This is a genomic window from Ligilactobacillus pabuli (genome assembly GCF_022836475.1).
Lineage (GTDB): Bacteria > Bacillota > Bacilli > Lactobacillales > Lactobacillaceae > Ligilactobacillus > Ligilactobacillus pabuli.
Map to the genome: position 1 here is coordinate 1 of NZ_BQXH01000007.1, position 26,170 is coordinate 26,170.

The window sequence follows — 26,170 nt, forward strand, 5'->3', positions numbered from 1 at the left end:
AGTTCGCCATTCTTTTAGCCACTCTCGGCGCAACTGGTTATAAGTTCGCCATTCTTTTAGCCACTCTCGGCGCAACTGGTTATAAGTCCGCCATTCTTTTAGCCAGTTACAAGTTTTCTGTTCCTTACCTGACCTTTGCTCCAGAGAGCGGTGCTCTGGCTCTTTCTTCGCCCGACTTTGCTCCAGAGGTCAGTGCTCTGGCTCATTCTTCGCCTGACTTTGCTCCAGAGGTCAGTGCTCTGGCTCATTCTTCGCCTGACTTTGCTCCAGAGGTCAGTGCTCTGGCTCATTCTTCGCCTGACTTTGCTCCAGAGGTCAGTGCTCTGGCTCATTCTTTGCCTGACTTTGCTCCAGAGTGGCTTGCTCTGGTTCATTCTTTACCCGACTTTGCTCCAGAGGTCAGTGCTCTGGCTCATTCTTCGCCCGACTTTGCTCCAGACTGTTTCTGTTTGACCCCTCTTTCCCCAGTTTTAGGGCCAGAATGTTTCTGTTTGGCCCCTCTCTCCCCAGTTTTAGGGCCAGAATGTTTCTGTTTGGCCCCTCTCTCCCCAGTTTTAGGGCCAGACTGTTTCTGTTTGGCCCCTCCTTTCCCAGTTTTAGGGCCAGAATGTTTCTGTTTGGCCCCTCTTTCCCCAGTTTTAGGGCCAGACCTTTTCTATCCGCTGACCGTTTTCTAGTGTTCCAATTCCTGTGCGATGGCCTTCGTCAACAACGCTGAAAAATTGATTTGTTTGTCCTGAGCTAGTTGGTTCGCCCACGCTGGGATCGCCAAATTCTTTTTGACCAGTGGACCATCTTGCAAATATTTGGCGACATCCATTTTCACCAAAATCACAAAGGCTACATCGGCATGCTCCACCTGATTAACAGCACTTGGAGCCCGTAGTTTGTCGCCATTTTCCAAATAGTCCGCACAGACCATTCCCCAAACTTCTTCTGCCATTTTACTAGATCATTCGTGTTAATCCCTGTGAACGCTCCCTGAATATCAGGAAACTCAATCAAATATCCACCATTGGTTTCTGGCGTAAAGACTGCTGGATAAGCTACTTCTAGTTGTTGCTTGTTTTTCATTTTTCTCTCACTCCTCAGATTGTGTACTCACACCCACTTCTTTACCAATTCCGCAACTTATATCGTGCCACTACTTTCTCCGTTTGATCATATTACGTATTACACGTATTGCAAACTTACAGCACAAAAAATCCCCAGCCACTAGACACATGGTCTAATCACTGGGAATATTAACATAATCACTTATTCTATGGTGCTTGCTTGATTTCAATTTTCGCTACCGCATCGTAGCCGCCATTTTGATTAATGTACCGCAAGACTTGTTCCCGACTAGCGTGGCCTAAGACATTAGTTTGCCCTTCTGCCAATAATCCGACTTTCAAAAATGTGTAGCTCGATGGGTCGCCGACATTAATTTCCACCCCAGAAGCAACTTCATTCGAGTGAACGCTGATCACATCATCGTTAGACTCAAAATATGAAACCAAATACTGGTCATTGTTCCAAGCACTGTCAATTTTCCACTTAAAGAATTTAAAATGTGCCATGCCATAAAAAACGACGGCCTTGGTTTTAAACTCCCTACTATCTTCAATGTCAGCTATTGTGACCTTGGAGCCGTGCGCTTTGTCGGTCTTGACAGCACTTGACTCACCGTTCGTCCGGTCAAAAATCTGGGTTTTCTGCGCTAATTGATTGACAGCTTGTGTCTGTTCAGGATTCAAACTAGTGACGATCTTAGTTAATGGCAAACTAGCAATTGGTGCCCCACGCAAAGCTTTGCCACTGTAATAATGAATTGTCTGGTCTTGGTCTACTGTGTAAGACGGCGCCGTATACCTAGTATCTGCATTTAAATCATCATCCGTCGAAATCGCATAGCGGACCCCTTGGCCAGGTTCATCCATGTTTTCAATGTCAAATTTGTTCAAATAAACAAACAGTCCGGCTCCTGCTTGTGCGCGATCCGCAACTTCCGTCCACGTCCGCTCATCACTTGCAGCAATCCGACTACCATAATAGGCGATAGCAGCTGCAATTTGTGGTTGACTCATGTGAGCGACTTTTTCTGCCGCAGTATCAACGTGTTTGGTTGCTGGCTGTGCTGCTGGCTTTGTCTGTTTGCGACTCGTTTGTTGTTCATCTTTTTTCGACGTTGACTTTGTTGTTGCTGCTTTTTGCGACGTAGCAGTTTTAGCCCTTGACTGTGCTTTCTGACTGCCATGAAGCGCCCAAAAGCCCCCCGCAACCACTAAAACAACCACAACTACTCCCACAACAATTCCACTAATTTTCCGACTCACGACTTGATCCCCCTATTTAACTCTCAATTAATCAACAAACACTTCTTTTTCAGTTACCTGAATCTGTGGATCAAGCGACTGCATCACTGGGCAATGACGGCTAATCAAGCGCAGGCAACTTGTTGCTTTCTTCTGGTCTTCGGCTGGAACCCGTAAATAAAAAGTAATTTCAATCGTTTTGATTGGATGGGCGGGATTTTCAACTTCATCGCGAGTATAGCTTACTTCAGCTTTTTGCATTTCAAATTGCACCCGCGAGTTAGTCAAGATTTCCTGATAGACATAACCGCCACATGCAGTCGTTGCGGCTGCCACCATTTGGACTGGTGAGTATCCCTGGTCGGCCTTTAAAATCCAGTTATCTTCTGGACGTGGTAGTTCAAAACTACCCTCCTGCGAGTTTAAAACAAGTTGTTTCACTTTAGCTGTGCTCATCTTAATTCCTCCATTGAAAAAGTTTTCATCTATATTATTTCTATTATAGCATTGACTAAGCATTTCTCAGGCAAAGAAGCCTTGCACACAGAAAATCATCTTATTTATGAGCATAGTTGCCCCGACTATGCTCACTTTGCCCACATTTCTGAGCATACTTTACTCGACTATGCTCACTTCACCCTCATTTCTGTGCATACTTCGCCTGACTATGCTCACTTCACCCTCATTTCTGTGCATGCTTCGCCTGACTATGCTCACTTTCACCACTATTAGGGACATACTTTCCCTGACTATGTCCACTTTTACCACTATTAGGGACATACTTTCCCTGACTATGTCCACTTTCACCATTCAGACCAGCGCAACTTCTGGCAAAAAACGAGTTACACCATCGCTTCAACTGTGAAGTAATGATGTAACTCGTTTTTCGTAGTCGAGCTACTCAAACCAGAACTTTCCGCCCATCCAAACTCAGGGCCAATGCCGAAACCACACCGACTCCAGAGTTCCGATAGTGCTCGAGCCTTAACCAGCTTGTTCCACTCTGTGATTGTAGTCGAGCTACTTGAGGCAAGAGATTCCGCTTAACCTACTTTCTGTCACGATGTCAAAAACGCATCATGCCAGAAAGCTTGTTAATGCTCGTCTCCTAACCGCCTCAATCTACTCTGTTTTTTACCAAATGTGCAGCACTTTTTGCATTAACAAACTGACTGACATAATGGCGATCCAGCAACAAAAGCCCAATGTCAAAGGTTTAGCACCTGACTTCACTAATTTAACAACGTTAGTGTTTAAGCCCACCGCAACCATCGCCATGGTGATCATAAACTTGCTCAAAGTCGTCAATGCCGCTACTAAATCACTGTTCAAATGGAAAATCGTGCTAAAGACCGCTGCCAAGAAAAAGTAGACCACAAACCATGGGAAAGTCTTCGCGAAGTTCACGTCAATATTCTTGTTTTTCTTGGAATTGTAAAATGCCAGTCCCAACGTAATCGGGATGATTGCCAAAGTCCGGGTCAACTTCACGATCGTCGCATAATTTAAGGCCACATCATTACCGTGCATCAACGACCAGGATTGGCCTGCCGCGACAACAGAAGACGTATCGTTGACCGCAGTTCCGGCCCACATGCCGAAGCCAATATCAGACATGCCTAACCAGGTTCCAAGCATTGGGAATGTTAGTGCCGCAATCATGTTAAAGAAGAAAATAACGGACATGGCCGTCGCAACTTCATCGTCTTTGGCATCAATAACAGGAGCAGTCGCCGCGATGGCAGAACCACCACAGATCGATGAGCCAGTTCCGACCATCGTGGCCACGTTAACTGGTACCTTAAACCACTTGCCCAAGAAATAAGCCACAACTAAAGCAGTCGTAATCGTGGACAAGATAATCAGCAATGACTCTTTCCCAACCTTAAAAATCTCAAATAAGTTCAAACTAAATCCCAGCAAGACGATGGCCGATTGTAAGACTTTCTTAGAAGTAAAGGTGATTCCTGCTTCAAATGATGACTTGCGCGGCACAAAAGCCACCAGCATTCCTAGCAAGATCCCGAAAACCGGTCCACCGACCACAGTAAATTTCGTCCCTAAATATGTAGCAACTAACCCCAAAACAAAAGCTAATAAAATTCCTTGACAATTCTTTTTGATAAAACTCATCTATTTCCCCCACTAACATTAACTTTCAAACTTACATTTTGCACAATCTATTAACGAGAATATTATACGCGTAATTTACCAGATAAATAAAGCCCTAATTTCTGCCATTAACGAAATTAGGGCTTTTGCTTACAAATTAATTTCCAAATAAATCGGCGTATGATCTTGCCGCACACCCGAGTCAATCATTTCAGAACGAACAATTTGGTCTTTGATCCGGTCGCTGACCAAATAATAATCGATCCTCCAGCCAGAATTATTGGTCTTGCTGGTTTTAACCCGTTGGGCCCACCAAGAATAAACGTCTTTCACATCACCATGTACCGCCCGGAAACTATCCGTAAAGCCTCCCGCTAATAATTCTGTAAAATCAGCGCGTTCTTCATCAGTAAAACCAGCAGAATGATGATTACGGTCAGGATGAGCCAAGTCAATTTCATGATGCGCACAGTTAAAGTCCCCAGAAGTGATCACTGGCTTTTGTTGGTCTAAGGATTGCAAGTAAGCCAAGTATTGTTGGTCCCAAACTTGACGATCAGCCAGTCGATCTAACTTATTGCCAGAGTTTGGCGTGTAGACCTGTGTCACAAAACAATCTTCAAATTCCAACGTCGTGATCCGTCCTTCTTGATCCATCGTTCCTGGCGCACCGATTTCCGGATAAGTCACTGTTGGCTGATAAGACTTCTTATATAAGAACATCGTCCCTGCATAAGATTTCCGCGCAGGTTCCACCGATGAACGCCAGGCCACTTCATAGTCTGGGAAAAACTCATTTAAGATCGTCAGATGCTTTTTAGTCGGTCCCTTCGCTGAAAGCTTAGTTTCTTGAATAGCAATCACATCGGCATCATAGTCGGTCAGTGTCTGCAACACAGCCCGCGACAACTGGGCACGACTTGAATCACTTGTTAAAGCTGCATTTAACGAATCAATATTCCACGAAATTAATTTCACGATTTATCTCCTTTAATCCATCATTATTGTTCCTTCTACTATAACACGAAAGCCGGAAAATGATGAACTAGGGTGCCTAATTGATAGCGCTACCATCAAAACCTATCCATCTACGGAAGAATGGCATATATGCAAACGTATAATCGTATGAGTTTATCTATTAAGAACAAACTAGTCGATGAAGATGGTCGTCCTTATTCCATTTATACAAATCAACAACTTGCTGACATTTTAAATTGTTCCTTGAGAAAGGTTGTTAATATCAAACAAGAACTAGTAAACTTGAAGCTTTTATATCAAGTTAAACGTGGATTTAACCGAAAAAAGTGGAAAAATGAACCCAACATTCTATACTTATGCGAATTAGAAGTTAATGGAAGTGATACTTATACACCTTCAAATGGAAGTGTACAGGAAATAGTTTCAAATCACTTCGGAAGTGCACGAAATGATAAATTAAGTACCCCTATTTCTGAAAAGGAAGCTAACAAGTCAAGCATTAAAAGCCCCTTAACTACGGGAAAGTCTGCTCAAAATGGTGATAACAACATTACTAAAGTCAGCGAAAATGCTGGATACGCACAAGATACTTTAAAGTTAAACTCAAACCTAACTATATTAAAAACATTAATACAGACTATTAATACAGACAACAATCACAGTGTCCAAAATGACCACGATAACTCAATCGTTTTAAATCAAGGACTACTCGACAACATTGCTGACACCTTAAACCACAGCCTTGAATCACAGACTATATTGTCCGACCATGCGTTATCAATGCTTGGTAAAGCATGTGACGATGTCCCGATGTTAAATAAATGTCTAAGTGCCATTACTAGTGCTAAACGTTATGCTGAAAGAAAAATAGCCCTTGACGAGCCAATTCAGACTGAAGACGCAATATTCCCCGATGGTTTTGGAAAAACGGCCAGTGAAAAAATTAGTCGAGATGTGCTAAGTGCCTTACTGCGCTTAAAAACTGGCAAAGTTCGTGGCGATTTTGCTAGTTACCTTTGGGGAACGGTGAAGTCTACCTTCATGCAATTTAGAGAATATCAACGAGGTCAAGAGAACCAACGCAAGAACCCTAATGGCGGTATAATCCCGATGTACCAGTGGTCAGAAGTTACTTGCTAAGGCTTTTAGACATTAAAAAACCATCGCTAGTACGATGGTTACAGGTCGTTACTTGTTTTTAGCTATTTGATAATCTTTAGTTATGTGGTGAGTTTTAGCGTATTTCATAGCTTCTTTATGCCATTTTTTATACTGCGTACTATCCTTGCGAATAAAGTATTTAGCGGTCGTATTTTTGGTATCTGAAAAAACATGAGTAAACGGTGAAGAATTAGGAGTTATTATCATTAAAGTATTTTTATCCGTAGATAGCTTATAAGTCATAGTCTGGTCAAATGGACTAATATACTGGTTGTCCTTTTCATTGACAAAAGTTGCTTCCTGTTCTTTACGATTAAGCTTGAATGTTCCTTTATGGTCAAATCCAACGTCAGAATAACGTATTTTACCGCCCCTACCATGACGATAATCAAATTGAGTTTTCACTTGGTATTTATGTCCTTTAATTGAAAGAACCTGTGGTGCAACCATTTCTGCCGTTGCAAGGTTAGAACCATCATCTTTATCATAAATGCTGACCCACTCACCATTTAGCTCATTTGCTTGTTTGTGATGGTGCCAGCCGAATCCGCCTAAAATAATAACTAGGACGACCACGACAGCGCCGATGATGGTGATATTGTTTTTGTTGCGCATTTGTATTTCCTTCTTCCTTCAAACTTTATTCTTTATAATTACTACTGCAGTACATTAGCAAACTTTGATAGACTATTCCAAGCACACCATTATTAGTGATAAACCAATAAGCATCCCTTGATCAACTTCAAGTAATATCCTAGTATTTCGTGTCTACATACGCTTGAATTTTGCAAACAAATTGTTTCGATTTTCTATTTAACTTTACTACCAATAATTGCCAAATTATTTAGTTTTTCTTGTAAAGTCATACTATCAAAGTCCATTAGATGTGGTGTATTGCTACCATCCACCTTAATTTGTTTTCCCTGGTACTCCAAACCATCAATGGCTACTGTCCAATTAGCAACTTCTGTATCTCCCGTTGGAATGTCTTTTCGAGAAGCATGATAAACAGCTACTACTGAAAACTTTTGATTATCCTCTTCTGGATCTTCATTAACTAAAACTTCTTTTTGACTACCCTGATACTGTTTCTCAGAATAATCATCATGAGTAGAGTACTCATCAATTGGTAAGACATAAATACCTTTTAATTCCATATCAATTTTCAGGTGACCATCATCATTATTCAAGAAATCGTATAATTCTTTATCAGTCAATTTTTGAACCGAGGCAACTGAAACAACCTGATCTAAATTAGTTAATCCAGAAACCTTAAATGTTTTTTCTCGACTGCCGTGAAAACTATAACCTCTTTTTTTAAAGATATCCTTGGAAAACTTAACAGTAACTTTGTCACCATTAGATAACTGACCATTTTTCTTAACCTTGACATCTCTGTCAGATAAATTATTGAGATCTGTCTTAATCTTGATTTGTCCCCTACCGTTAAACCCACTAAACGAGGCATTTATTTTAGATAAAATACCTTTAGTTGATGCAGTCTTGATTTTCTTTAAACCTTTAACTTTGAACGTCATTTTTTGTGGCTTAATTGGATTAGACTTTACATCATGATCTTCAGCACTATCTGAGCTATCTTTATCGCCATTAGGTTCAACAGTAACTTCCACCGTCACTTTGTCCCCATTGCTTAGCTCAGACGTCTTGGCATTATCGTATGCGTCAACATCAACGTCTTTTGCCCGCTGTCCTAGGCGTAATAAATGTTTTCTTTCTGACGGCTTTAATTTCTGTCCTAAGATAGTTTCCATTCCATCTAAGTTTTCAGGATCCTTCAGCTCTTCTAAATCACTTAAACTTTCAAGATTATTTTTGACTTTACTTTCCCAATAGTCGCTTAACTTAGTTTTATCGATTAGTGTCTGAACGATTTTCTTTTCAATGCCACTATTGTTATAATAATAGCTACCTTCGCTGTCATATCCGTCAAATGACATGTTGACATCTTCTTTATCTAAAACACTCACTTTTTTATGACTGGCAAAATACCAAATTCCTCCAAAAACAATAACTACCACCGCAATGATGAGCCATGTTTTTTTAGAAATCTTTTTCAAACTATCCACTAAGAATGCCCCCTATATTAATTTCTACTGTTTATTTTCCATCGCCTGTGTTGTAGCCACAGTATCTGCATTAGCTGTCACGGTTGTCGTTCCAACCGCAACTGCTCCCCCTAAAACCAAAGTACTATACAACAATCGTTTCTTTTGATCCATTTTCGATTTCCCCCTAAACAAATTGTTTTGACCATTACTGACTAACAAATATTTCTAATACCAATAAAAAATAACGAACTGACTTTTACAATTAAAGTCGACTTCGTTACTCCTATACCACTTTTTCATTGTACTACACCAAAAAATCATTTACCATAGTTTGTCAAGTTATTATAGTATTTGTTTTTAATGATTATTATAGTGTGTTATTTTTCTACTCAATTTTCTTTATATTCAAACTAATACGTCTTTCTTACTAAACAGGAGGCATCCAACGCTTGAATATTAACTTAATCATCGGCAACAACATTCGCGAACGTCGCAACCAACTTGGCTTAAGTCAAGAAAAACTAGCTGAGTTTAGTAATTTATCTGTCAACTTTATCTCTAAATTAGAACGAACCAATGGTCAAAATATCAGCATTCAAAACCTCTACCAGATTGCTTTTGCTTTACAAACTGACGTTAATTCTTTATTAGCTCAGACTGGCTCCGAGTATCAAGAGCCAGCATCAGAAGAAACAATCCCAACTCCCAATGTTCAATTACTGACAAGACAGCTTGAGCTCATGGAACCACAACAAGCAGAACGTCTTGCTAAAAACTTCTTACAAATTCTCGCTGAAATCAAATAATAAAAGCTCCGCACCTGTCAATTCAAGTGCGGAGCTTTATTAACGTGCCTCAGTATTTTGATTAGTAGGTTCTAAGGTACACACAAGAAAGCGTTGTAATCAGCCACGTATTAACGACGTTCAAATTTCACATCTGTTACCCTATCAAAAAAATAAATGACCCGATTAGCCTGGGACAAGCTGGTGTCAGCACTTCGTCGTGTTACCAAATAGGCTGAAAAATCAAAAACTTGTCCCGGTTTAAGTTTTTTCAATTCTGGGCTAAGGTTAGCTTCTAGCATCCGATTCAGCATACTTCGATAGTCATATGAATAAATGTGAGCCAAGCGGATTCGTTTTTCCCCATCATGTTTTCTGGGACGACCAAGGATAGCTGCTGAAAATTGGTGTGGTCGTCTATCGTTTAGTTCCTTTAACAATTGCACAGATTTACTGCGCGCCGTTTTTTGTGGCGTAGGTGCCTGGCTCGTTAAATTAGCATACCGTTCAGTCGCTTGACACTGTTGGATTTTCTGCGGATATTGAAGGCCGTAATCCGAAACAAAACCATGCTGTAATTTGTCGTACTTACGGTAGCAACTAACTTCCGCACTAAAACTAATTACACATCTAAATGGTAACTGAACTTCTCGTAGCGGAACTGGAACCTTCAACCAGACATGATCCGTTACAATCTCATCTTGCGAAATAGAATACACATTCTCTAACAGCCAAATTTTTCGATCACCAGAACTTTGTTGGTAAGTCGCCATGAATCCTTCTTGGTGATACAATTTTAAGTCACGTAATTTATTTCGCCGAATCACATCTTCCCCCGCCCGCATTGATTTTAACCTCCTATATGATTCTTTACTTCAAACCTACTCCGTTTTTTACACAAATCACCCTATCTTTTGTGTAAAAAGCGGAGCAACTTTCTTTTGCTTAGCCAAATTCCGAATTTTCGCCTTAAACTGCTGTCCATTTCTCAAACCTAATTTCATAGTAGTACCTCCATATAATTACTAATTTTTTCCTCAACCTTAAACAATCTAGCGTATTCCGTTAAACGCCTCAGATTTTTGGAATTCATGTGAGCGTACATTACCATGGCTTGACGAATTGTTTCTGAATCCGAACTATCTCGCTGCCGTAAAATGTCGCACAAGGTTCGCTCAATATTATAAACACGGACTTTGTGCTGTCCAGGAGTTAAGACTTCCTCGATTCCTAAAGACTGCCACTCTTCTTTTTGCCGATAAACTCGAACTGGATAGCGTTTGATAGTCGATGAATTGTAACCTAGCGGAAAATTTATTTGATAACGATCAGGTGTACGATCAAGCATATGATGCAAAAATAGCGCACTATCCTTGAAGAAAACGCCTTTTTTAAAGCGATATTGCAAAATATACAGATCATCTTCAAATATCGCCGAATCAATATAAACACCACGATCAACCCACTCTAATTGACCGCGATTGGCTAAATCGATTAGCAAGTGCGGTTTCATCCCCAGTTCTCGCATATCTGTAACCATAATTTATCCGTTATTTAGTTGCAAGAATTCTTGAATCAGATTATTCGCTCTGACCACTTCACGTAATATACACAATCATGACATTAAACTGTGTGTATTACGTGATTCTTATTTGTTCAGTACGTCGTCAAAAATCTTTATTAGCAATACAGTTTAAATTACTTAATTATCACATCTTCCCTGTACACATTAGTTTTAACCCCTATAAATAACCTTATTGAAAGGAGGTTATTATAAATTAGCTTGTTGAATCAAATCAAGAGCTGCATCACAGGTACTTACAAACTTAATATTCTTCGCGAAATCATTTTTAGTCTGATAAGCTTGCCACATTTTGTCTAAATTTGAATCAATTTTTAGTAACTTGATTTCACCGCTGTAATTTGAAATATTTTGCTCTGTTCCTCGATTTTTTGCAGTCTCATAAATAGCTTTTCTTAGCAATTTAAAATCAATACTATTGTCTCTTTGCTGATCAAATAAGTACAAGTCATAAAAATCTTTTAATCGCGTATTTAATAATCCTCGACTAACAATCGTTTCTATTTTTTCATCAATAATAGTTTCCACATTATATGCCATAATTTCTATGGTTCTATCTTCTAACAATAACTTATGCCCATATGAAATTGCATGTTCCGTAATCACATCGCCTGTAGAAATATCTACCTTAATATCTACCACAGATGAGTAAACCTTAGCTTTAATATGAATACGATAACCACTATATTCAGCATCTTTTCTAATATCGTCTACTTTAATAATCTTTAGTTCTATCATGTCTTCTGGTAATTTAATTGCACATATATCAGTAAAAATTTTACTAATCTCTTTTCTTGTCACTGGAAATCCTACAACTGATGTATCAAGATCACGTGTTGAACGAGTATCCGTGCCAAGAAGTGAAGCAATTAAGAAACCACCTTTTAATACCAAATTATTTTTATATTCTGAATGGGCGATTTTGTCTAACAATTCATCTAAAATAACCTCTTGCAAAAGAAGAAATGGACTCATTTTTCTTTCCTTTGCTAATTTTCTAATAACTGCTAAAAATTGTTTTTTATCTGAAAAATTTAACTTCATAAAAGAACCTCCATATACTTTTGAACTTCATCTCTCACATGAAATAAGTTTGCATATTCAACAAGCCTTGAAATATTTTTATCGTTCATTGCAATATAACTATTCATTGCTTGTTTAATGGTTTCTGAATCAGACCTATCGCGTTGCCTCAGGATATCACACAAGGTTCGCTCAATATCATAAACTCGTACCATGTTTCCTCCCGGAGTCTTAACTTCAGTAATTCCAATTTGATAAAGTTTCTCTGATTGACGATATATTTTCAGTGGTTCATTTTTCTTTAAACCGTACGAATAAGGTAACGGAAAATTCATTTCATATCTAGCTGGTGTCCGATCAATCATTCCCCATAAAAATAAGGCACTATCTTTAAAAAAGATTCCTTTTGATAGTCGATACTGCAATGAGGCAAAGTCATCCCCCAACTCAAACGGAGAAATATAAACCCCAGGTGCCAGCCTTTCAAGTTCATCATGCGCATACATATTACGTAACGTCCTAGGCGCAACACCGAGCTGTTCAGCCTGTTTCGCATTAATTTGTCCACCATTCCGACTTAAATACTCTAAAACTAAATCTTTTTGAGTCATGATTTTCCACCTCATAAATAATCCGCTTTTTACACAAAGTATACCATCTTTTGTGTAAAAAGCGGATTATTTTGATTTGTATTTTTAAAATTCAAAACCATAGTTTAAGAATGGATCTTAGTGATTTATTCCAACGTCAGTGTTCCGTGATATAGATCATAGTACATCCCATGTTTTTCAATTAATTCATCATGGTTGCCCATCTCAACTACTCGCCCATCATCGATAACCATAATCAAATCAGAGTCAAAAATCGTGGAGAGACGGTGTGCAATCGCAAATGACGTTCTACCCGCCATCAGGTTTTCTAATCCTTGCTGAATCAACTGTTCAGTCTGCGTATCAATATTTGAAGTCGCCTCATCCAAAATTAACACTGGTGCATCCGTTAACGCGGCCCGTGCAATTGCTAATAGTTGTTGCTGGCCCTGTGATAAATCCGAGCTATTGCCACTAATTCTCGTCTGAAATCCTTGTGGTAACTTCTCAATAAAAGCTGTTGCTTGAGCTAAATCGGCTGCCTGTTTGACTTCCTCGTCACTCGCATTTAACCGTCCATACCGAATATTATCCGCAATTGTCCCCGTAAAAAGATGAGTTTCCTGCAAGATCAATCCCAATGACGCACGTAAATCATCTTTTTTGATTTGCCGAATATTGATGCCATCATAGGTAATACTGCCCTGACTAATATCATAAAACCGGTTTAAAACGTTAATAATGGTCGTTTTCCCCGCCCCAGTCGGTCCAACTAGTGCAATTTTTTGTCCGGCTTGAGCCACAAACGAAACCTGATGCAAAACGTCTTCTTGCCCGTAAGCAAAGTCTACGTTATTAAACGTCACGTTACCTGCTAACAAAGTCAAATCGGTGCCAGTCTTCCATGCTAGTTTGCCTGTATATTCGGCAGTCTCGTTCAAACGCCCAGTTTCATCTGCTTCGACATTCACTAGCGTTACTGTCCCATGATCACTTTCTTCTTTCTGGTCTAATAACCTGAAAATTCGCCGCGTACCAGCCATCCCCTGAATAATAAAGTTCAACTGCTGAGAAGCCCCAGCAATTGGCTGACTAAATGACCGACTTAATTGCAAAAAAGCGGCAATTGTCCCTAAGGTTAAAGCTGTTTTTCCGTTGATCGCCAGTGTTCCACCAACGATTGCCACGAGTACATATAAGAAGTTTCCCACATTACCCATGATTGGAAAAACAGAAGTTGAGTAAATATTAGCTTGAGTCGCCGCAATTTGCCAGTCATCATTTTTCTGGTCAAATTCTTGTTGGACTTGTTTTTCGTGTGAAAAAACCTTAACCACTTTTAAACCGCTTAACATTTCTTCGACAAAACCGTCGATTTTTCCAATTTCTCGTTGTTGTTGCTGGTAGTACAACCGACTGCGCACGATCAAAAAGCGGACGATCAAGATTCCTAAAATAAAGACTCCCACTGAAATCATAGATAGCTGCCAGCTCAAAATAAACATCATGACTAATGAAAATGAAAAACTCAAAACGGAGTTCAGCAGCTGTGGAAAAGCCTGCATGATCATCTGCATTAACGTATCAATATCATTCGTATAGGTACTCATTAAAATTCCGGCATTAGTTTGGTCAAAATACCCCTGCGGTAAACCTTCCATGTGAGTGAACATCTCATCACGAAGCGTTTTTTGGACTCGTTGCCCAGTTGCTGCCATAATTTGTGAGTAGAGCAAAGAAGCAATGATTCCGCTGGCAAAAATGACGCCCATTACCCCAATGGCCTGCAATAGTGGGCCAAAATCAGGAGCCTTTTTTCCAATCAACGGTGTGACATAGCTATCAATTAAGAACTGAATAAAATAAGAACCTAACACTGTCGCCAAACAACTGACCACGATCCCGCCAATTGCCAGTACTAGCCGGCCACCGTAATTACTAAACATCATTTTTAGCAAACGTCCGAGTGTTTGCCAGTCTACCGCTTGATTTTGTTTTTTGTCAGTCATCTGCTCACTTCCTTGCGCTACGTTCTTGGGCGTCAGCGATTTGACGATAGTGTTGATTAGTCTGGAGAAGTTGGTCATGCGTACCAGTCCCCACTACCTTGCCGTCTTCCAAGACAACAATTAAATCAGCATCTGCCACCGCCGAGATCCGCTGTGAAATCACAATTTTAGTTGTTACTGGCATCTCTTGACGCAAAGCCTGTTGCAGGCGTTTTTCGGTATTCGTATCCACCGCACTAGTTGAATCGTCCATAATCAAGACTTTGGGCGTTTTCAATAATGAACGTGCGATACTCAAGCGTTGCCTCTGTCCGCCAGAAATACTCGTTCCAGTTTGCCCCAGCATCGTCTCATATTTGTCAGGCAGTTTTTCGATAAAGTCAGCGATTTGTGCTTGTTGGACTGCCCAGTGCAGTTGCTCATCAGTCGCACTGGGATTTCCCCATAGTAAATTTTCTCGGATCGTCCCAGAAAATAACAGACTGTCTTGCAAGACCAACGCTACGCTATCACGCAATGCTTTTAATTGGTATTCCTTCACATCATGTCCCGCCAACACGACCCGACCAGCAGTCACGTCATACAAACGGGGAATCATTTCCACCAACGTTGATTTACCAGCACCAGTATTCCCCAAAATCCCGACTAACTGTCCACTTTGAATGTGTAAATTGACCTGGTATAATTGTTCATTTTCACTTGAATCAGCATAGTTAAAACTGACATTTTCAAAATCAATTTGACCATTTTGAACTTCGGTTAAGGGGTGCTCTTTTTCCACGATCGTTGGCTCTTCAACCAATGTTTCTGACAAACGTTCAGCCGAAGTTTGCGCGATCGTCAACTGATTAAAAATTCCCGATAACATCATTAAACTCATTAAAATTGACATCCCATAGGCAGTCAAACTCACTAATTGTCCCGTTTCCATTGCACCATTGACAATCATTCTGCCGCCAAACCAAAACAATGCCAGTAACGTCAAATTACTGATCAGTTGCATCAATGGCTGGTTTAATGCCATTAGTCGCTGAGCCCACGAATAGTTATGGTAAATTTCTTGGGAAACAGCAGTGAACTTCTGAATTTCACGGGGCTGTCTAACATAGGATTTAACAACTTTGATTCCATGGATGTTTTCACTCAAAATTTCGTTTAAGTGATCATAGGCTCGGAAAACTTTCCGGAACAGCGGATGAACCTTTCTAATAATGAGCCAGAGCCCACTCCCTAAAATTGGCAAAGCAATCACAAAAATTACCGCCATCTGGGCATTGACAGTAAAAGCCAGAATGATAGAAAAAATAATCATCGAAGGTGCCCGGAAAGCCCCGCGAATTAACTGTTGGTAGGCGTTTTGCAAATTAGTAATGTCTGTCGTTAAGCGTGTCACTAAACTAGCGTCAGAAAAACGGTCGATATTCGTAAACGAAAAGCGCTGAATATGTGCATAAAGATCATGGCGGACATTATGAGCAACACCCACAGCTGCGATACTAGATAACCGACTCGCACCGGCACCACATGCCAATGAAATCACTGCGATCACTAGTAAAATCCCACCAATTTGATAAATCACCGCCAAATTTCGTGGCGTAAACCCTTGATCAATAATTTTCGCCATTAAAAACGGAATCATGGTTTCACAAGCTGTTTCGAGCACCACCATTAAAGACGCCAACACCGACGGCAATTTAAACTCTCTAATTGATTTCGCTAGTACTTTTAACATCACAGCACCTTCTTCATTCAATAAATTAAGCGTTTACATTTAATTTAACATAGATTTCTGAGAAAGCAGATAAATCAGCTCACCTGGAATTTCTAACGATAATTCTGATTATATTCAAAAAGGCACTACCAAGTAAGCCACTTAGCAATGCCGAAAAATAAAAAAAATAAATTGTATTACTACAATTGCGGTTGAAACCCGAGGGTGCTTTCTATCACTCAAGCCCTGACAGCTAAAGGACTAGCTCCAGCATGATCATCTTAAACATCATTGCTATCATAGATTCCTACTTTATACTGCGGTTTTTCAAAAATCACCAGGCTCATTGCCGCTAATTGTTTGACTAACTTGTGATTTCTGACCTCGATCACCGGATAAGAAACTTCCAAGCCATTAAAAATATAGTAGCCATCAGGTAGTTGAGAATAATCAAATTGTGCTAAAAATTTTTGATATTCTGCATTGGTAAGCTTTCCTTCTGTTGGTACACTTACTAAAATCAACCCGTTAGCTAACAATCATCCCTTATCTGACTTTCTTTTTTGCAAGTCGTTTTGCCTTACGGGATCCATACCACTATCTGTAATCTTGAATTTTTCCTTATATTGTTCCCCATACTTAGCAAAATAATAAAATATTAAGAACGAGTGTAACATGAATTTACATAAGAAAGCCATCCCAGCAAATACTATTAACAAACCAAACGCAATAGCATAAAGTAATCAACTTTTATCAGCACATTATACGTTGCAATCGATTTCATTCTTAGATAAATCTTTCCTATATCGCAACGTAAGCATAGGATATTTCTCTAACAACATGTTCTTTACAATCATCGAATTACTTTAGACCTCAATGTCATGGAATTTAGCATCCTTGTGAAAAATGGTTACGAGTCCTTTTCCCTCACGTTGCTGCTTTGTAAGTCTATTAGATTGTCCTTTGTTCATAATAAAATACTCCTTATTTGGGTAAAACATATTTGTTTGTTATACAAGTTTTATCAACCTTCATGGTAATTTGAAACGTTAACGCAAAAATCATCGAGTTTTGATAACAAATAGATATTTGGGGGAACTGCAAAGATTTATTTTCGATTTCTTAAATTAAATTTTATATTTTTCGTGTACTACTTTTCTTCCTGAAACGTCACACAATCTAATAGTCAAATGATGTATATCAAGATACAAAAGACTATTCATTAATAAAAATAAATACCCTGTCCGGAAAAGCACAAAATCCCCACCAGCTCAGCCTTCAGTCGGCCCAAACTTGGCAGGGATTTTGGCGGAGAATATACTACATTTCAACCAATCGTATCCTTTGTATCTACCGAAAACGATGTTAAATCAATATTCCGGATTAAATTTACATGTACCTTTTATTCCCACTCTATTGTTGACGGTGGCTTAGAAGTAATATCATACACTATGCGGTTGACATGATCCACTTCATTGACGATTCGCACAGAGATTTCTTGCAAGACATCCCATGGAATCTTTGCAAAGTCAGCTGTCATCCCATCAATCGAAGTTACGGCACGAATTCCGACTGTATAGTCATACGTCCGACCATCGCCCATTACACCAACGGAACGGATACCTGGCAAAACGGTAAAGTACTGCCAAATTTCCTTGTCCAAGCCATGTTGTGCGATAACTTCACGTAAAATAGCGTCACTTTCACGCACGATTTCCAACTTGTCTTCTGTGATCTCACCAATCACTCGAATTCCAAGACCTGGGCCTGGGAATGGCTGCCGCCAAACAAGTTCGTGTGGCATTTCAAGTTTTTCACCCAAGTCACGGACTTCATCCTTGAATAAGGTGTTTAATGGTTCGATCAACTTGAAGACCATGTCTTCTGGCAAACCACCAACGTTATGATGTGACTTGATCGTTTGGGCAGTATCTGTTCCTGATTCAATCACATCAGTATACAGTGTACCTTGAGCTAACCACTTCACACCCTTTAACTTAATTGCTTCGTCGTTAAAGACTTGAATAAATTCGTTACCAATGATTTTCCGCTTCTTTTCGGGATCACTGACACCTGCTAGTTTATCCAAGAAACGCTTTTGGGCATCAACTTTAATGATGTTTAAGCCAAATTTGCCGGCTAAACTGTCCATCACAAGTTGTGCTTCATTTTTCCGCAGCAAACCATGATCGACAAAAATACAGGTCAACTGGTCGCCAATTGCCTTGTGCAGCAAGACACCGACAACGGAAGAATCAACCCCACCGGATAAGCCAAGCAAGACCTGATCGTCGCCCACTTGTTCGCGGATTTTAGCAATTTGCAAATCAATAAAGTCGTTCATTGACCAGTTCGTCCGTGCTTCACAGACATCGATGGCAAAGTGACGTAAAATGTCATTCCCATATTCTGTGTTCCGCACTTCAGGATGGAATTGCAAACCATAGAACTTCTTAGAATTGTTAGCCATCGCTGAAATTGGACAGTTAGCACTTGTTGCAGTTGAAACAAAACCTTCTGGGACTTCAGTCACCAAATCGCCGTGACTCATCCAGACAGTTTGTTCTGCTGGCAAGTTTTTAAAGGTTGGCACTTGATCGTCTGTAACTTGGATCAATGCTTTACCGTATTCTTTGTTATTAGCATTTTCAACCTTACCACCCAGTTCATGGGCCATGATCTGCATTCCGTAACAGATCCCCAAAACTGGAATACCAAGATTGAAGATTTCAGGATCGACGTCAAATGAACCTTCGTCGTAGACACTGTTAGAACCACCAGAAAGAATGATTCCTTTAGGTGCCATCTCCTTGATTTCGGCCGCTGTCAGCTTATGTGACAGTAGTTCAGAATAAATACCAAACTCACGAATCCGTCGTGTGATCAGTTGGTTATACTGACTACCGAAATCAAGAACGATGATTTTGTCGAAATCCTGCATCTCAACTTTCGCCAAGTTATTCACCTCATCTTAATTTTTACACTTAATTACTTTACCAATTGTACCGGCGAAATGGCTGGCGGTCAATGGTTTACCCGCAAAAACCGTACAAAAAGACCAATTAAACAAACTTCCGCAACAAAAGTTCGTCAACTAGATGATTTTCACCTTTGTTCAAGATCAAATCTGCGCGATTCCGCGTGGGTAAAATATAATCATGCAGATTAGGATGATTGACGTCATACCATAAATCATGCGCCATCTTGTGGGCAACGTTCCAATCTCCTTGAGCGTAGGGATAGTAGTAGTTATCTGGTTCATTTTTGGCCCGAGCTAACAAGAGGTCAAACCGTTCAAAGTACCATTTTTTGATTAAATCTTCGTTGGCATCGACGTAAATTGAAAAATCAAAAAAGTCGCTGACAAAAATCGGCTGGTTGCTAGGGAGTTGTAAGACATTGATTCCTTCTAAAATTAACACGTCAGGCTGATAAACGACATCAAATTCGCCTTCCACCTGGTCATATGATTGATGCGAATAAACTGGTGCTTTCGCTGGCAAACCATTTTTGACATCATTAATGAAGCTCACTAAAGCAGGCATATCGTAACTTTCTGGGAAACCTTTCCGACTTAAAATATGTCTTTTCTTCAATTCTTTAGAAGGATACAAAAAACCATCAGTTGTAATTTGCTGAATTTTCTTATCCGGAAAAATTTCGGTCAACAAGTCCCGTAACAAGCGGGCAACGGTACTCTTCCCGACGGCAACCGAACCTGCGATACCTAAAATAAAGGGCGTTTTGCGGTGTTTGATGCCTAAAAAATCAGCGAGTTGATTTTGATTTTGATCATGCGATTTCATTCGCATGCCTAACAAATGAACCAGTGGCATATAAATATCTTCTACATCTTGAATTGAAATGACATCATTTAAAGACTTGATTTTCATTAATTCTTGGCTGGTTAAAGGAACATATTGATCACGGTAGAACCCGCGCCATTCTTCACGTGGGATCTGGTAATAATTTAATCTGTTTTCCATTAGTACTAGCGCCTTCCACATTCGTTTTTACTATTCGCAAGAATTATAGCACATTATTCGACTTGAATGTGGCTTTTGCCGGCAAAGAGTAAGCGTTTCCTAATCAGAAATCAATTCATTCGCTTAATTACTGCCAGTCACTTATGGTAAGATAGAAACTGCAAGCGAAAAGTTGTGTGCAATCAGTTAGTGAAGTGCTCAGAAAATTACTGGAATGATTGGTGACTAGCTGTCCAGAAGCTAACCAGTTTGCTTTGCTCTGTGATTGTAGTCGAGCTACTCAAACCAGGACTTTCCGTCTATCCAAACTTAGGACCAATGCCTAAGGCGCATTAGTCCTAGGTCCCGATAGTACTCGAGTCCTCTCGGGTTGCTGCGCTCTGTGATTGTAGTCGAGCTACGCGAGGCAAGAGATTCCGCTTAACTAACTTCCCCGCTACAATGCTGAAAAACGCATTATAGTGGAAAAGTCTGTTAATGCTCATCTATTAACCGCCTCGCTCCACTCTGTATTTAAAATAGAAAAGAGATTTTTATGCGTAAACTTATTTTATTCGGTGATAGTATCACCGCTGGGGCTACCCATGGCTACCCCACTCCTACTTTTTCCAACAAAGTTCGTCAAGCTTTAGGGGACCTGCCCGTTGACATCCTCAACCGCGGTGTTTTAGGTGACGATACGATTGGTGGTTTAGCCCGCATCCAAAGTGATGTTGTCCAAAATGACCCCGATGTCGTCGTCATTTTCTTTGGAACCAATGATGTTCAAGTCCCACAAATGACTGCCACTAAATTTCAAGCTAATTTGGAAAACATGCTCACCCAAATCGGCGCCGATAAATGTGTACTGATCACTCCCGGAATCGTTGGACCTACCCGAATCGAACACCGTCCTTTAGCCACTTTGAAACAATATGCCCAAGTCGTTTTAGATGTGGCTACTAAACATGACTTACCCGTCGTCAACTGGTTTGCCACCGCAAGCCAACATGATCCGGCTGAATTATTGCAAAGTGATGATTTGCACTATGCACCACGTGCTTATGATTTATTGCTAGAAAAATTGGCGCCACTTTTACGTCAAGCACTAAACACTACAGAAAAGTAACTCTATTCTATGATACCCCTCTGGCACAAGGGGCAAACTAACAATTTATCAAGTAGGACTGTCGCACCCTAACCTGAAAAAGCTGGGAGTTCGTGACAGTCCTATTTTTATCTCGCCATCAAATTGCTCCACTCCTTTTGATGAAACAGGGGGAAGCCTTCTCCATTGCTGGTCCTTTTTTGTCAAAGTACGACCATCTACCACAATTGCCGGTTCTAGTTTGCCAAAGTACGACCACCTATCACAATTGCCGGTTCTAGTTTGCCAAAGTACGACCACCTATCACAATTGCCGGTTCTAGTTTGCCAAAGTACGACTGGCCATCTCCATCGCAAGTATCAAATCATAAAAAACAGGCACCAGAAATCCGCGTGGACTCCTGGTGCCTATATGTGTCTTAGTAACTAGCGAGTAATTAAATGATACTTATCAGTTGGAACGTTGGCGATCAATGGCGTTAGTTTGCCAACCGCAAACAGGTCCAGCCGATGCATCGCCCGTGAACAAATCGTGTACACTAACTGACGTTCATCCTCACGGTGGTAGTTTTTCTCATTGGCGTTCCAGACAATAATCGCGTCAAACTCCAAACCTTTGGCAAGATATGCAGGAACTACGATCGTACCTGGGACTAAACGCTGATTTTCAGTTTTAATCGCCGTGACTTGTTGGCTCTGAGCCTGCAAATTAGCCGTGAGTTCTTCAGTTTCCTGCAAACTCTTCGTAATAATCGCTGTCGTTAAGTGCTCTGCCGTGTTTTTTTGTAATTGCGCGATTACGTCGGTTACCAAACGGTCAACATCTTGATCCACGATGATTTCCGGCAAATCACCGGCCCGGTTAAAGGCCTCGACTTCCTCACCATCGTGTAAGATATCCTTACTAAAGTCCGTGATTTGCTGGGTTGAACGGTACGATTTCGTCAACTGGACGACCTGAGTCTTTTCTGGATCAAACATCGTACTTAACTCATTCAACAGCGAATGACTGTTTTCTTGCGTAAAGATCGACTGGTTCAAGTCACCCAGCATCGTAAATTTAGCCCGCGGAAATTCTTCTTTCAACAAGGCTAATTGATAAGCTGAATAATCCTGGATCTCATCAATAAAGACTTGCCGCATCTCGAGGTCTCCACGTTTCCCGATGATTTTATCAAACAAGTACAGGTAGGCCGTGACATCTGTGAGGGAAATCTTGCCCTGCTTAATAGCTTGGACAGTCTGTTTAACATTTTCTTGCCACTCGTCGACCGTCAAACCAAAAGTGGTCACGTCCAATAAATCTGGCAAGTGCCGGAGAAAATGGACGTATTGCCCGTTGATATTGATGAAACGATTCCGAGTAATTGCTCGTTTGATAGCTTGGAATTCATGCGTAACATACGCCCGAGTCAAGAAAGTCATTTCCTGGTCGCCGTTTTCAAAATTACGTGGGTGGTCCCCATACAAAGCACTCAAATCTTCCCGACTTAAATCTTGGACTGCCTTTTGCACCCGCTCTGTTCGAGCTTCGCGGTTAACTCGTTGACTGAGTTTTTTCAACAAAGATTCGTGCGTCGCTGACAAACGATTGCGGAGATTATAGTTACTATTGAAGCTATAATAAATTTCCTTGATCTGGTCTTTGCTAAAGAAAGGCTTGCCCTGGAACATAATATTTTTAAAATGCATCCCATTTTGATTCAAGAAGTCAGCATAAGCGTTGGTTGCCTTAAAAAAGCTCAAGCTGTCTTTCAAACTTTTGGCAAGGCGTGCAACCTTCTGATTACTTTCTTCAAATCGTTCCCGCAAAGTTTCTACGGCCAAACGTGGGACCCGCCGCTGAGCATACTGGTAAAAGGTCATCTGGACCATATTTTGTTCACCCAGTTCTGGCAAAACTTCATTAATATAGTCGTTAAATAGCTGGTTCGGTGAAAATAAAATGACCTGGCTCGCAGTCAAGTTGCCCCGATAACGATACAAGAGGTAAGCGACCCGCTGTAAGACGGCTGAAGTTTTTCCTGAGCCCGCCGCCCCCTGAACAAATAATAAGTCCGATTTTGTATCTCGGATGATTTTATTTTGTTCCTTTTGAATGGTTGAAACGATGCTGCGCATCTTAGTGTCAGAAGCTTCATCCAAGACTTCCAACAACATCTGATCACCAACTGTTTCATCGGTATCAAAGACAGTGAGGATCTGCCCATCTTCCACCATGAACTGTCTTTTTAAGGATAACTCAGCTGTTTGTTTCCCATCAGGGGTCTCATAAGAAACTTCTCCCAGGCCGCCTTCGTAATAAATACTAGAAATTGGTGCCCGCCAGTCATAGATCAAAAAGTGGTCCGGCGTATCCGTAAAAGAACTCAGGCCAATATAAACACTCTCCGGCTTACTTTCACCATTTTCTTGAAAGTCGATGCGCGCAAAATACGGGGTCTTTTCCAGTTTCTGTAAGACATCCAGTTGCTGAGTCGCCCGGCGCCAATTATTTTCGCGTTCTTGTAACATTGTTTGTTGTTGTCGCACGGTCAAAGCCGTTTCCATCATTCCGGAATATGAACCGGTTTTGATTCGAACATTATTTTTAAAGTCCTGCATAATTACTTGTTGGTCGTGGCTGGCACTATCGATATTGGCCTGGCTTTTTGCCTCAGCGTGTCGAATCTTAGTCACAACGGCATCCATCCGCTGTTGTTCTTTTTCTTTAATCGTTAAACTCATGCCTAATGCCTCCGTTTTAGTTAAAATCTAAGTAAATATTTTACCATTATTTTACAAGCACCACAATCAAAGCCCCTTACTTTAACCAAAGTTCAGAGTTGCCACCCACCACGTCATGCTTGTATACTGAACACAAGATTAATTGCAAAATATTAAGGAGTTTTTGCCTATGAACTTTTCACTTGTAGTCGTCGCGTTGGCGGCTTATGTCACACCCATGCTATTAGCACGTTTCAAAGTTTCCTTTCTCCCCAGCTCCATCGCTGAGATCCTAGTCGGGATCATCTTAGGAAAAAGTTTCTTGAACGTGATCCACACCACTGATGTCCTAACGACGATGTCAACTTTAGGAGTTGTCTTGCTGCTGTTTTTAAGTGGGATGGAAATCGACTTTACCCTCTTTAAAAAAACTGATACTTCCACTGCCCTTGCGGCTAAAAAAGCAACTAAGCAGCAGGAGCAAAGTTCGCCTGTGTCTGCTGCAAGTCTAGCCTATGGTCTGACCGTGATCTGTGCGGTTGTCTTAGCTCTACTCTTACGTGTAACCGGCTTGTTTGCTGACTTTTATCTCGCAGCCATTTTGTTAGGGACGGTCGCTTTAGGGATCGTGATCGGGATTTTAAAAGAGAATGACTTACTTGGCAAAAAGTATGGTCAAACGATTTTACTTTTTGCGGTTCTCGGAGAAGTGATCCCGTTACTAGCATTAACAATTTACAGTTCACTCAAGAGCGGGAATGGCGGAGCACTCTGGCTAATTTCACTCGTCTTCCTAGCAGCTTTATGGCTGTTGTATCATTTCCGCAACTTTTTCGCTAATTTTCAGGAGTATACCAAATCCACGACCCAACTAGATATGCGGCTCGCATTTTTGGTGATTATCGTCTTAGTAGTTCTGGCAGAAACAGTCGGGGCAGAAAATATTCTGGGCGCTTTTTTGGCCGGTATCGTGATCAAATTGTTGGAACCGGCAGAAAGTACCCAGCAAAAACTCGACGCTTTAGGCTACGGTTTTTTGATTCCATTTTACTTTATCTTAACGGGTGCCAATCTAGATTTGCCAGCCTTGTTGAGTTCCAAAACAACCTTACTGTTGATTCCACTCTTGTTAGTGGCTTTTCTACTGGCAAAACTCCCCGCTTACTTTGGCTTCAGAAAATTATTTGGCAAAAGTAATGCTTGGGCAGCAACAATGTTGTCGGAAACTACGATTACCCTAATTTTAGCGGCAACGACCGTCGCACAAAATATTGGGGCAATGACTGCCTCACAAAGTGGTGCCTTTATCATCGCCGGGATCTTAACTTGTTTGTTAAATCCAATCTTATTTAAACACTGGTACCACCCAGAATATGAACCAACAGCAAAAACTGACGTCCATGTGATCGGCGCTAGTTTGGTCGCAGTCAACGCCTTGAAGGGACTCCCACAAGACTGGTACGACATCAAAATTTACACGGACAACATCGGTCGCTACCATGCCTATAAGGGAGTGACGGACATCTCGTTATTGACAACGATGGATGCCGACAAACTGATTGCTGATGGGGTGTTTGACACCAATATCCTAGTTTTGGCTCACCGGCTGGCCTCAGATAACTACGAACTAGCTTTGGCTGCCAAGGAATATGGCGTTCCGCGCGTCGTCTTGCGTTTGGATGAAGCAGACCCTGACCAGGCTGCCGCGATGAAAGCCGAGCTAGACCAGAAACAGATCGAATCTTTCTCGACCTTTACCACTGGTGTCGGAGTTTTACGGGCAGCGATCCAATCGCCTGAAGTCTTACGTTTATTAACATCCACAGACGCAGAAATTTTCGAATTACAATTAACCAACGCCCGCTTTGACGGCATCGACTTGGCTGACTTGCCAGAAATTCAAAATGTGGTGATCAGCCGCATCGTCCGGCACGGCAAATTCCTGCCACCGCATGGCCATACTAGCCTCCAGTTAGGAGACCACCTATTATTATCTGGTAACCGAGAAGTTGTGGCCAAGTTACGAGAAATTTTAAATAACAGAAACCAAATCGAATAACTTTCATTTGATGGGG

22 protein-coding genes and 1 pseudogene are annotated in these 26,170 nt (G+C 40.9%); 5 read left to right on the top strand and 18 right to left on the bottom strand.

The genetic code is table 11. The features are described 5' to 3' along the window. The coding region (locus LPAF129_RS04585) for a hypothetical protein (RefSeq protein ID WP_244054986.1) at positions 1-677 on the top strand (677 nt) is incomplete at its 5' end. Here LPAF129_RS04585 and LPAF129_RS04590 read toward each other — a convergent pair. From LPAF129_RS04590 to LPAF129_RS04610, 5 genes are all read right to left on the bottom strand, one after another. Beyond that, the gene (locus tag LPAF129_RS04590; RefSeq protein WP_244054987.1) at positions 674-943 is read right to left on the bottom strand and encodes a hypothetical protein; all 270 of its coding nucleotides are present in this window, start codon (positions 941-943) and stop codon (positions 674-676) included. The two genes, LPAF129_RS04585 and LPAF129_RS04590, sit on opposite strands and share 4 nt — an antisense overlap. Positions 944-1,262: 319 nt before the next feature. Then, positions 1,263-2,318: a hypothetical protein gene (locus LPAF129_RS04595; RefSeq protein WP_244054988.1), complete on the bottom strand. Its 1,056-nt coding sequence runs from the start codon at positions 2,316-2,318 to the stop codon at positions 1,263-1,265. A gap of 27 nt (positions 2,319-2,345) precedes the next feature. Next, on the bottom strand, positions 2,346-2,753 hold the full coding sequence (locus LPAF129_RS04600; protein ID WP_244054989.1) for an OsmC family protein: 408 nt from the start codon (positions 2,751-2,753) through the stop codon (positions 2,346-2,348). Positions 2,754-3,431: 678 nt separating this feature from the next. Further along, entirely contained in the window at positions 3,432-4,430 is a 999-nt protein-coding gene (locus LPAF129_RS04605; protein WP_244054990.1) for a YeiH family protein, read from the bottom strand. Between the two features lie 129 nt (positions 4,431-4,559). Then, positions 4,560-5,387, bottom strand: a complete 828-nt coding sequence (locus LPAF129_RS04610) for an exodeoxyribonuclease III (protein WP_244054991.1) — start codon at positions 5,385-5,387, stop codon at positions 4,560-4,562. 105 nt (positions 5,388-5,492) lie between these two features. On the opposite strand from LPAF129_RS04610, the pseudogene LPAF129_RS04615 reads away from it, so the two are divergent. Continuing rightward, positions 5,493-6,527 (top strand): annotated as a pseudogene (locus LPAF129_RS04615) (replication initiator protein A); the annotation flags it as partial. A 48-nt stretch (positions 6,528-6,575) separates the two neighbouring features. Here LPAF129_RS04615 and LPAF129_RS04620 read toward each other — a convergent pair. The 3 genes from LPAF129_RS04620 to LPAF129_RS11205 form a co-directional block, all read right to left on the bottom strand. Further along, a complete protein-coding gene (locus LPAF129_RS04620; protein ID WP_244054993.1) occupies positions 6,576-7,163 on the bottom strand; it encodes a hypothetical protein in 588 nt (195 codons plus the stop codon). Positions 7,164-7,357: 194 nt separating this feature from the next. Beyond that, complete coding sequence (locus tag LPAF129_RS04625) at positions 7,358-8,635, bottom strand: hypothetical protein (protein ID WP_244054994.1); 1,278 nt, start codon at positions 8,633-8,635, stop codon at positions 7,358-7,360. A 24-nt stretch (positions 8,636-8,659) separates the two neighbouring features. Next, the gene (locus LPAF129_RS11205) at positions 8,660-8,788 is read right to left on the bottom strand and encodes a hypothetical protein (protein WP_265747199.1); all 129 of its coding nucleotides are present in this window, start codon (positions 8,786-8,788) and stop codon (positions 8,660-8,662) included. A 278-nt stretch (positions 8,789-9,066) separates the two neighbouring features. On the opposite strand from LPAF129_RS11205, the gene LPAF129_RS04630 reads away from it, so the two are divergent. Continuing rightward, the gene (locus LPAF129_RS04630) at positions 9,067-9,423 is read left to right on the top strand and encodes a helix-turn-helix domain-containing protein (RefSeq protein WP_244054995.1); all 357 of its coding nucleotides are present in this window, start codon (positions 9,067-9,069) and stop codon (positions 9,421-9,423) included. Positions 9,424-9,533: 110 nt separating this feature from the next. On the opposite strand, the gene LPAF129_RS04635 is transcribed toward LPAF129_RS04630, so the two are convergent. The 9 genes from LPAF129_RS04635 to coaA form a co-directional block, all read right to left on the bottom strand. Next, positions 9,534-10,247, bottom strand: a complete 714-nt coding sequence (locus LPAF129_RS04635) for a hypothetical protein (RefSeq protein ID WP_244054996.1) — start codon at positions 10,245-10,247, stop codon at positions 9,534-9,536. Positions 10,248-10,402: 155 nt separating this feature from the next. Further along, positions 10,403-10,942, bottom strand: a complete 540-nt coding sequence (locus tag LPAF129_RS04640) for a type IV toxin-antitoxin system AbiEi family antitoxin domain-containing protein (RefSeq protein ID WP_244054997.1) — start codon at positions 10,940-10,942, stop codon at positions 10,403-10,405. Between the two features lie 231 nt (positions 10,943-11,173). Further along, positions 11,174-12,028 (bottom strand): nucleotidyl transferase AbiEii/AbiGii toxin family protein, encoded by an 855-nt coding sequence (locus LPAF129_RS04645; protein WP_244054998.1) that lies wholly within the window; start codon positions 12,026-12,028, stop codon positions 11,174-11,176. After that, complete coding sequence (locus tag LPAF129_RS04650; RefSeq protein ID WP_244054999.1) at positions 12,025-12,618, bottom strand: type IV toxin-antitoxin system AbiEi family antitoxin domain-containing protein; 594 nt, start codon at positions 12,616-12,618, stop codon at positions 12,025-12,027. The genes LPAF129_RS04645 and LPAF129_RS04650 overlap by 4 nt, the downstream gene beginning before the upstream one ends. Before the next feature lie 125 nt (positions 12,619-12,743). Then, positions 12,744-14,606: an ABC transporter ATP-binding protein gene (locus LPAF129_RS04655; protein WP_244055000.1), complete on the bottom strand. Its 1,863-nt coding sequence runs from the start codon at positions 14,604-14,606 to the stop codon at positions 12,744-12,746. Positions 14,607-14,610: 4 nt separating this feature from the next. Next, positions 14,611-16,338 carry an ABC transporter ATP-binding protein gene (locus tag LPAF129_RS04660; protein ID WP_244055001.1) on the bottom strand — a complete coding sequence of 576 codons (1,728 nt, stop codon included), beginning with the start codon at positions 16,336-16,338 and terminating at the stop codon, positions 14,611-14,613. A 260-nt stretch (positions 16,339-16,598) separates the two neighbouring features. After that, complete coding sequence (locus LPAF129_RS04665; protein ID WP_244055002.1) at positions 16,599-16,841, bottom strand: hypothetical protein; 243 nt, start codon at positions 16,839-16,841, stop codon at positions 16,599-16,601. Between the two features lie 878 nt (positions 16,842-17,719). Continuing rightward, a complete protein-coding gene (gene guaA / locus LPAF129_RS04670) occupies positions 17,720-19,273 on the bottom strand; it encodes a glutamine-hydrolyzing GMP synthase (RefSeq protein WP_309296498.1) in 1,554 nt (517 codons plus the stop codon). A 106-nt stretch (positions 19,274-19,379) separates the two neighbouring features. Further along, complete coding sequence (coaA, locus tag LPAF129_RS04675) at positions 19,380-20,303, bottom strand: type I pantothenate kinase (protein WP_244055003.1); 924 nt, start codon at positions 20,301-20,303, stop codon at positions 19,380-19,382. 535 nt (positions 20,304-20,838) lie between these two features. Here coaA and LPAF129_RS04680 point away from each other — a divergent pair. Beyond that, complete coding sequence (locus tag LPAF129_RS04680) at positions 20,839-21,411, top strand: GDSL-type esterase/lipase family protein (RefSeq protein WP_244055004.1); 573 nt, start codon at positions 20,839-20,841, stop codon at positions 21,409-21,411. Positions 21,412-21,815: 404 nt separating this feature from the next. Here the strand turns inward: LPAF129_RS04680 and helD are convergent, their stop codons facing one another. Next, positions 21,816-24,116: an RNA polymerase recycling motor HelD gene (helD, locus tag LPAF129_RS04685; protein WP_244055005.1), complete on the bottom strand. Its 2,301-nt coding sequence runs from the start codon at positions 24,114-24,116 to the stop codon at positions 21,816-21,818. 169 nt (positions 24,117-24,285) lie between these two features. Between helD and LPAF129_RS04690 the strand changes: the two genes are divergently transcribed. Continuing rightward, a complete protein-coding gene (locus LPAF129_RS04690; RefSeq protein ID WP_244055006.1) occupies positions 24,286-26,154 on the top strand; it encodes a cation:proton antiporter family protein in 1,869 nt (622 codons plus the stop codon). Positions 26,155-26,170: the final 16 nt, after the last annotated feature.

What these genes read in the sequence shown, in the direction of transcription:
- LPAF129_RS04645 (WP_244054998.1), bottom strand. Translation starts at nt 12,028, where the DNA reads ATGAAGTTAAATTTTTCAGATAAAAAACAATTTTTAGCAGTTATTAGA.
- LPAF129_RS04655 (WP_244055000.1), bottom strand. Translation starts at nt 14,606, where the DNA reads ATGACTGACAAAAAACAAAATCAAGCGGTAGACTGGCAAACACTCGGA.
- LPAF129_RS04600 (WP_244054989.1), bottom strand. Translation starts at nt 2,753, where the DNA reads ATGAGCACAGCTAAAGTGAAACAACTTGTTTTAAACTCGCAGGAGGGT.
- LPAF129_RS04635 (WP_244054996.1), bottom strand. Translation starts at nt 10,247, where the DNA reads ATGCGGGCGGGGGAAGATGTGATTCGGCGAAATAAATTACGTGACTTA.
- LPAF129_RS04680 (WP_244055004.1), top strand. Translation starts at nt 20,839, where the DNA reads ATGCGTAAACTTATTTTATTCGGTGATAGTATCACCGCTGGGGCTACC.
- helD (WP_244055005.1), bottom strand. Translation starts at nt 24,116, where the DNA reads ATGAGTTTAACGATTAAAGAAAAAGAACAACAGCGGATGGATGCCGTT.
- LPAF129_RS11205 (WP_265747199.1), bottom strand. Translation starts at nt 8,788, where the DNA reads ATGGATCAAAAGAAACGATTGTTGTATAGTACTTTGGTTTTAGGGGGA.
- LPAF129_RS04640 (WP_244054997.1), bottom strand. Translation starts at nt 10,942, where the DNA reads ATGGTTACAGATATGCGAGAACTGGGGATGAAACCGCACTTGCTAATC.
- LPAF129_RS04605 (WP_244054990.1), bottom strand. Translation starts at nt 4,430, where the DNA reads ATGAGTTTTATCAAAAAGAATTGTCAAGGAATTTTATTAGCTTTTGTT.
- LPAF129_RS04690 (WP_244055006.1), top strand. Translation starts at nt 24,286, where the DNA reads ATGAACTTTTCACTTGTAGTCGTCGCGTTGGCGGCTTATGTCACACCC.
- coaA (WP_244055003.1), bottom strand. Translation starts at nt 20,303, where the DNA reads ATGGAAAACAGATTAAATTATTACCAGATCCCACGTGAAGAATGGCGC.
- LPAF129_RS04620 (WP_244054993.1), bottom strand. Translation starts at nt 7,163, where the DNA reads ATGCGCAACAAAAACAATATCACCATCATCGGCGCTGTCGTGGTCGTC.
- LPAF129_RS04660 (WP_244055001.1), bottom strand. Translation starts at nt 16,338, where the DNA reads ATGTTAAAAGTACTAGCGAAATCAATTAGAGAGTTTAAATTGCCGTCG.
- LPAF129_RS04650 (WP_244054999.1), bottom strand. Translation starts at nt 12,618, where the DNA reads ATGACTCAAAAAGATTTAGTTTTAGAGTATTTAAGTCGGAATGGTGGA.
- LPAF129_RS04590 (WP_244054987.1), bottom strand. Translation starts at nt 943, where the DNA reads ATGGCAGAAGAAGTTTGGGGAATGGTCTGTGCGGACTATTTGGAAAAT.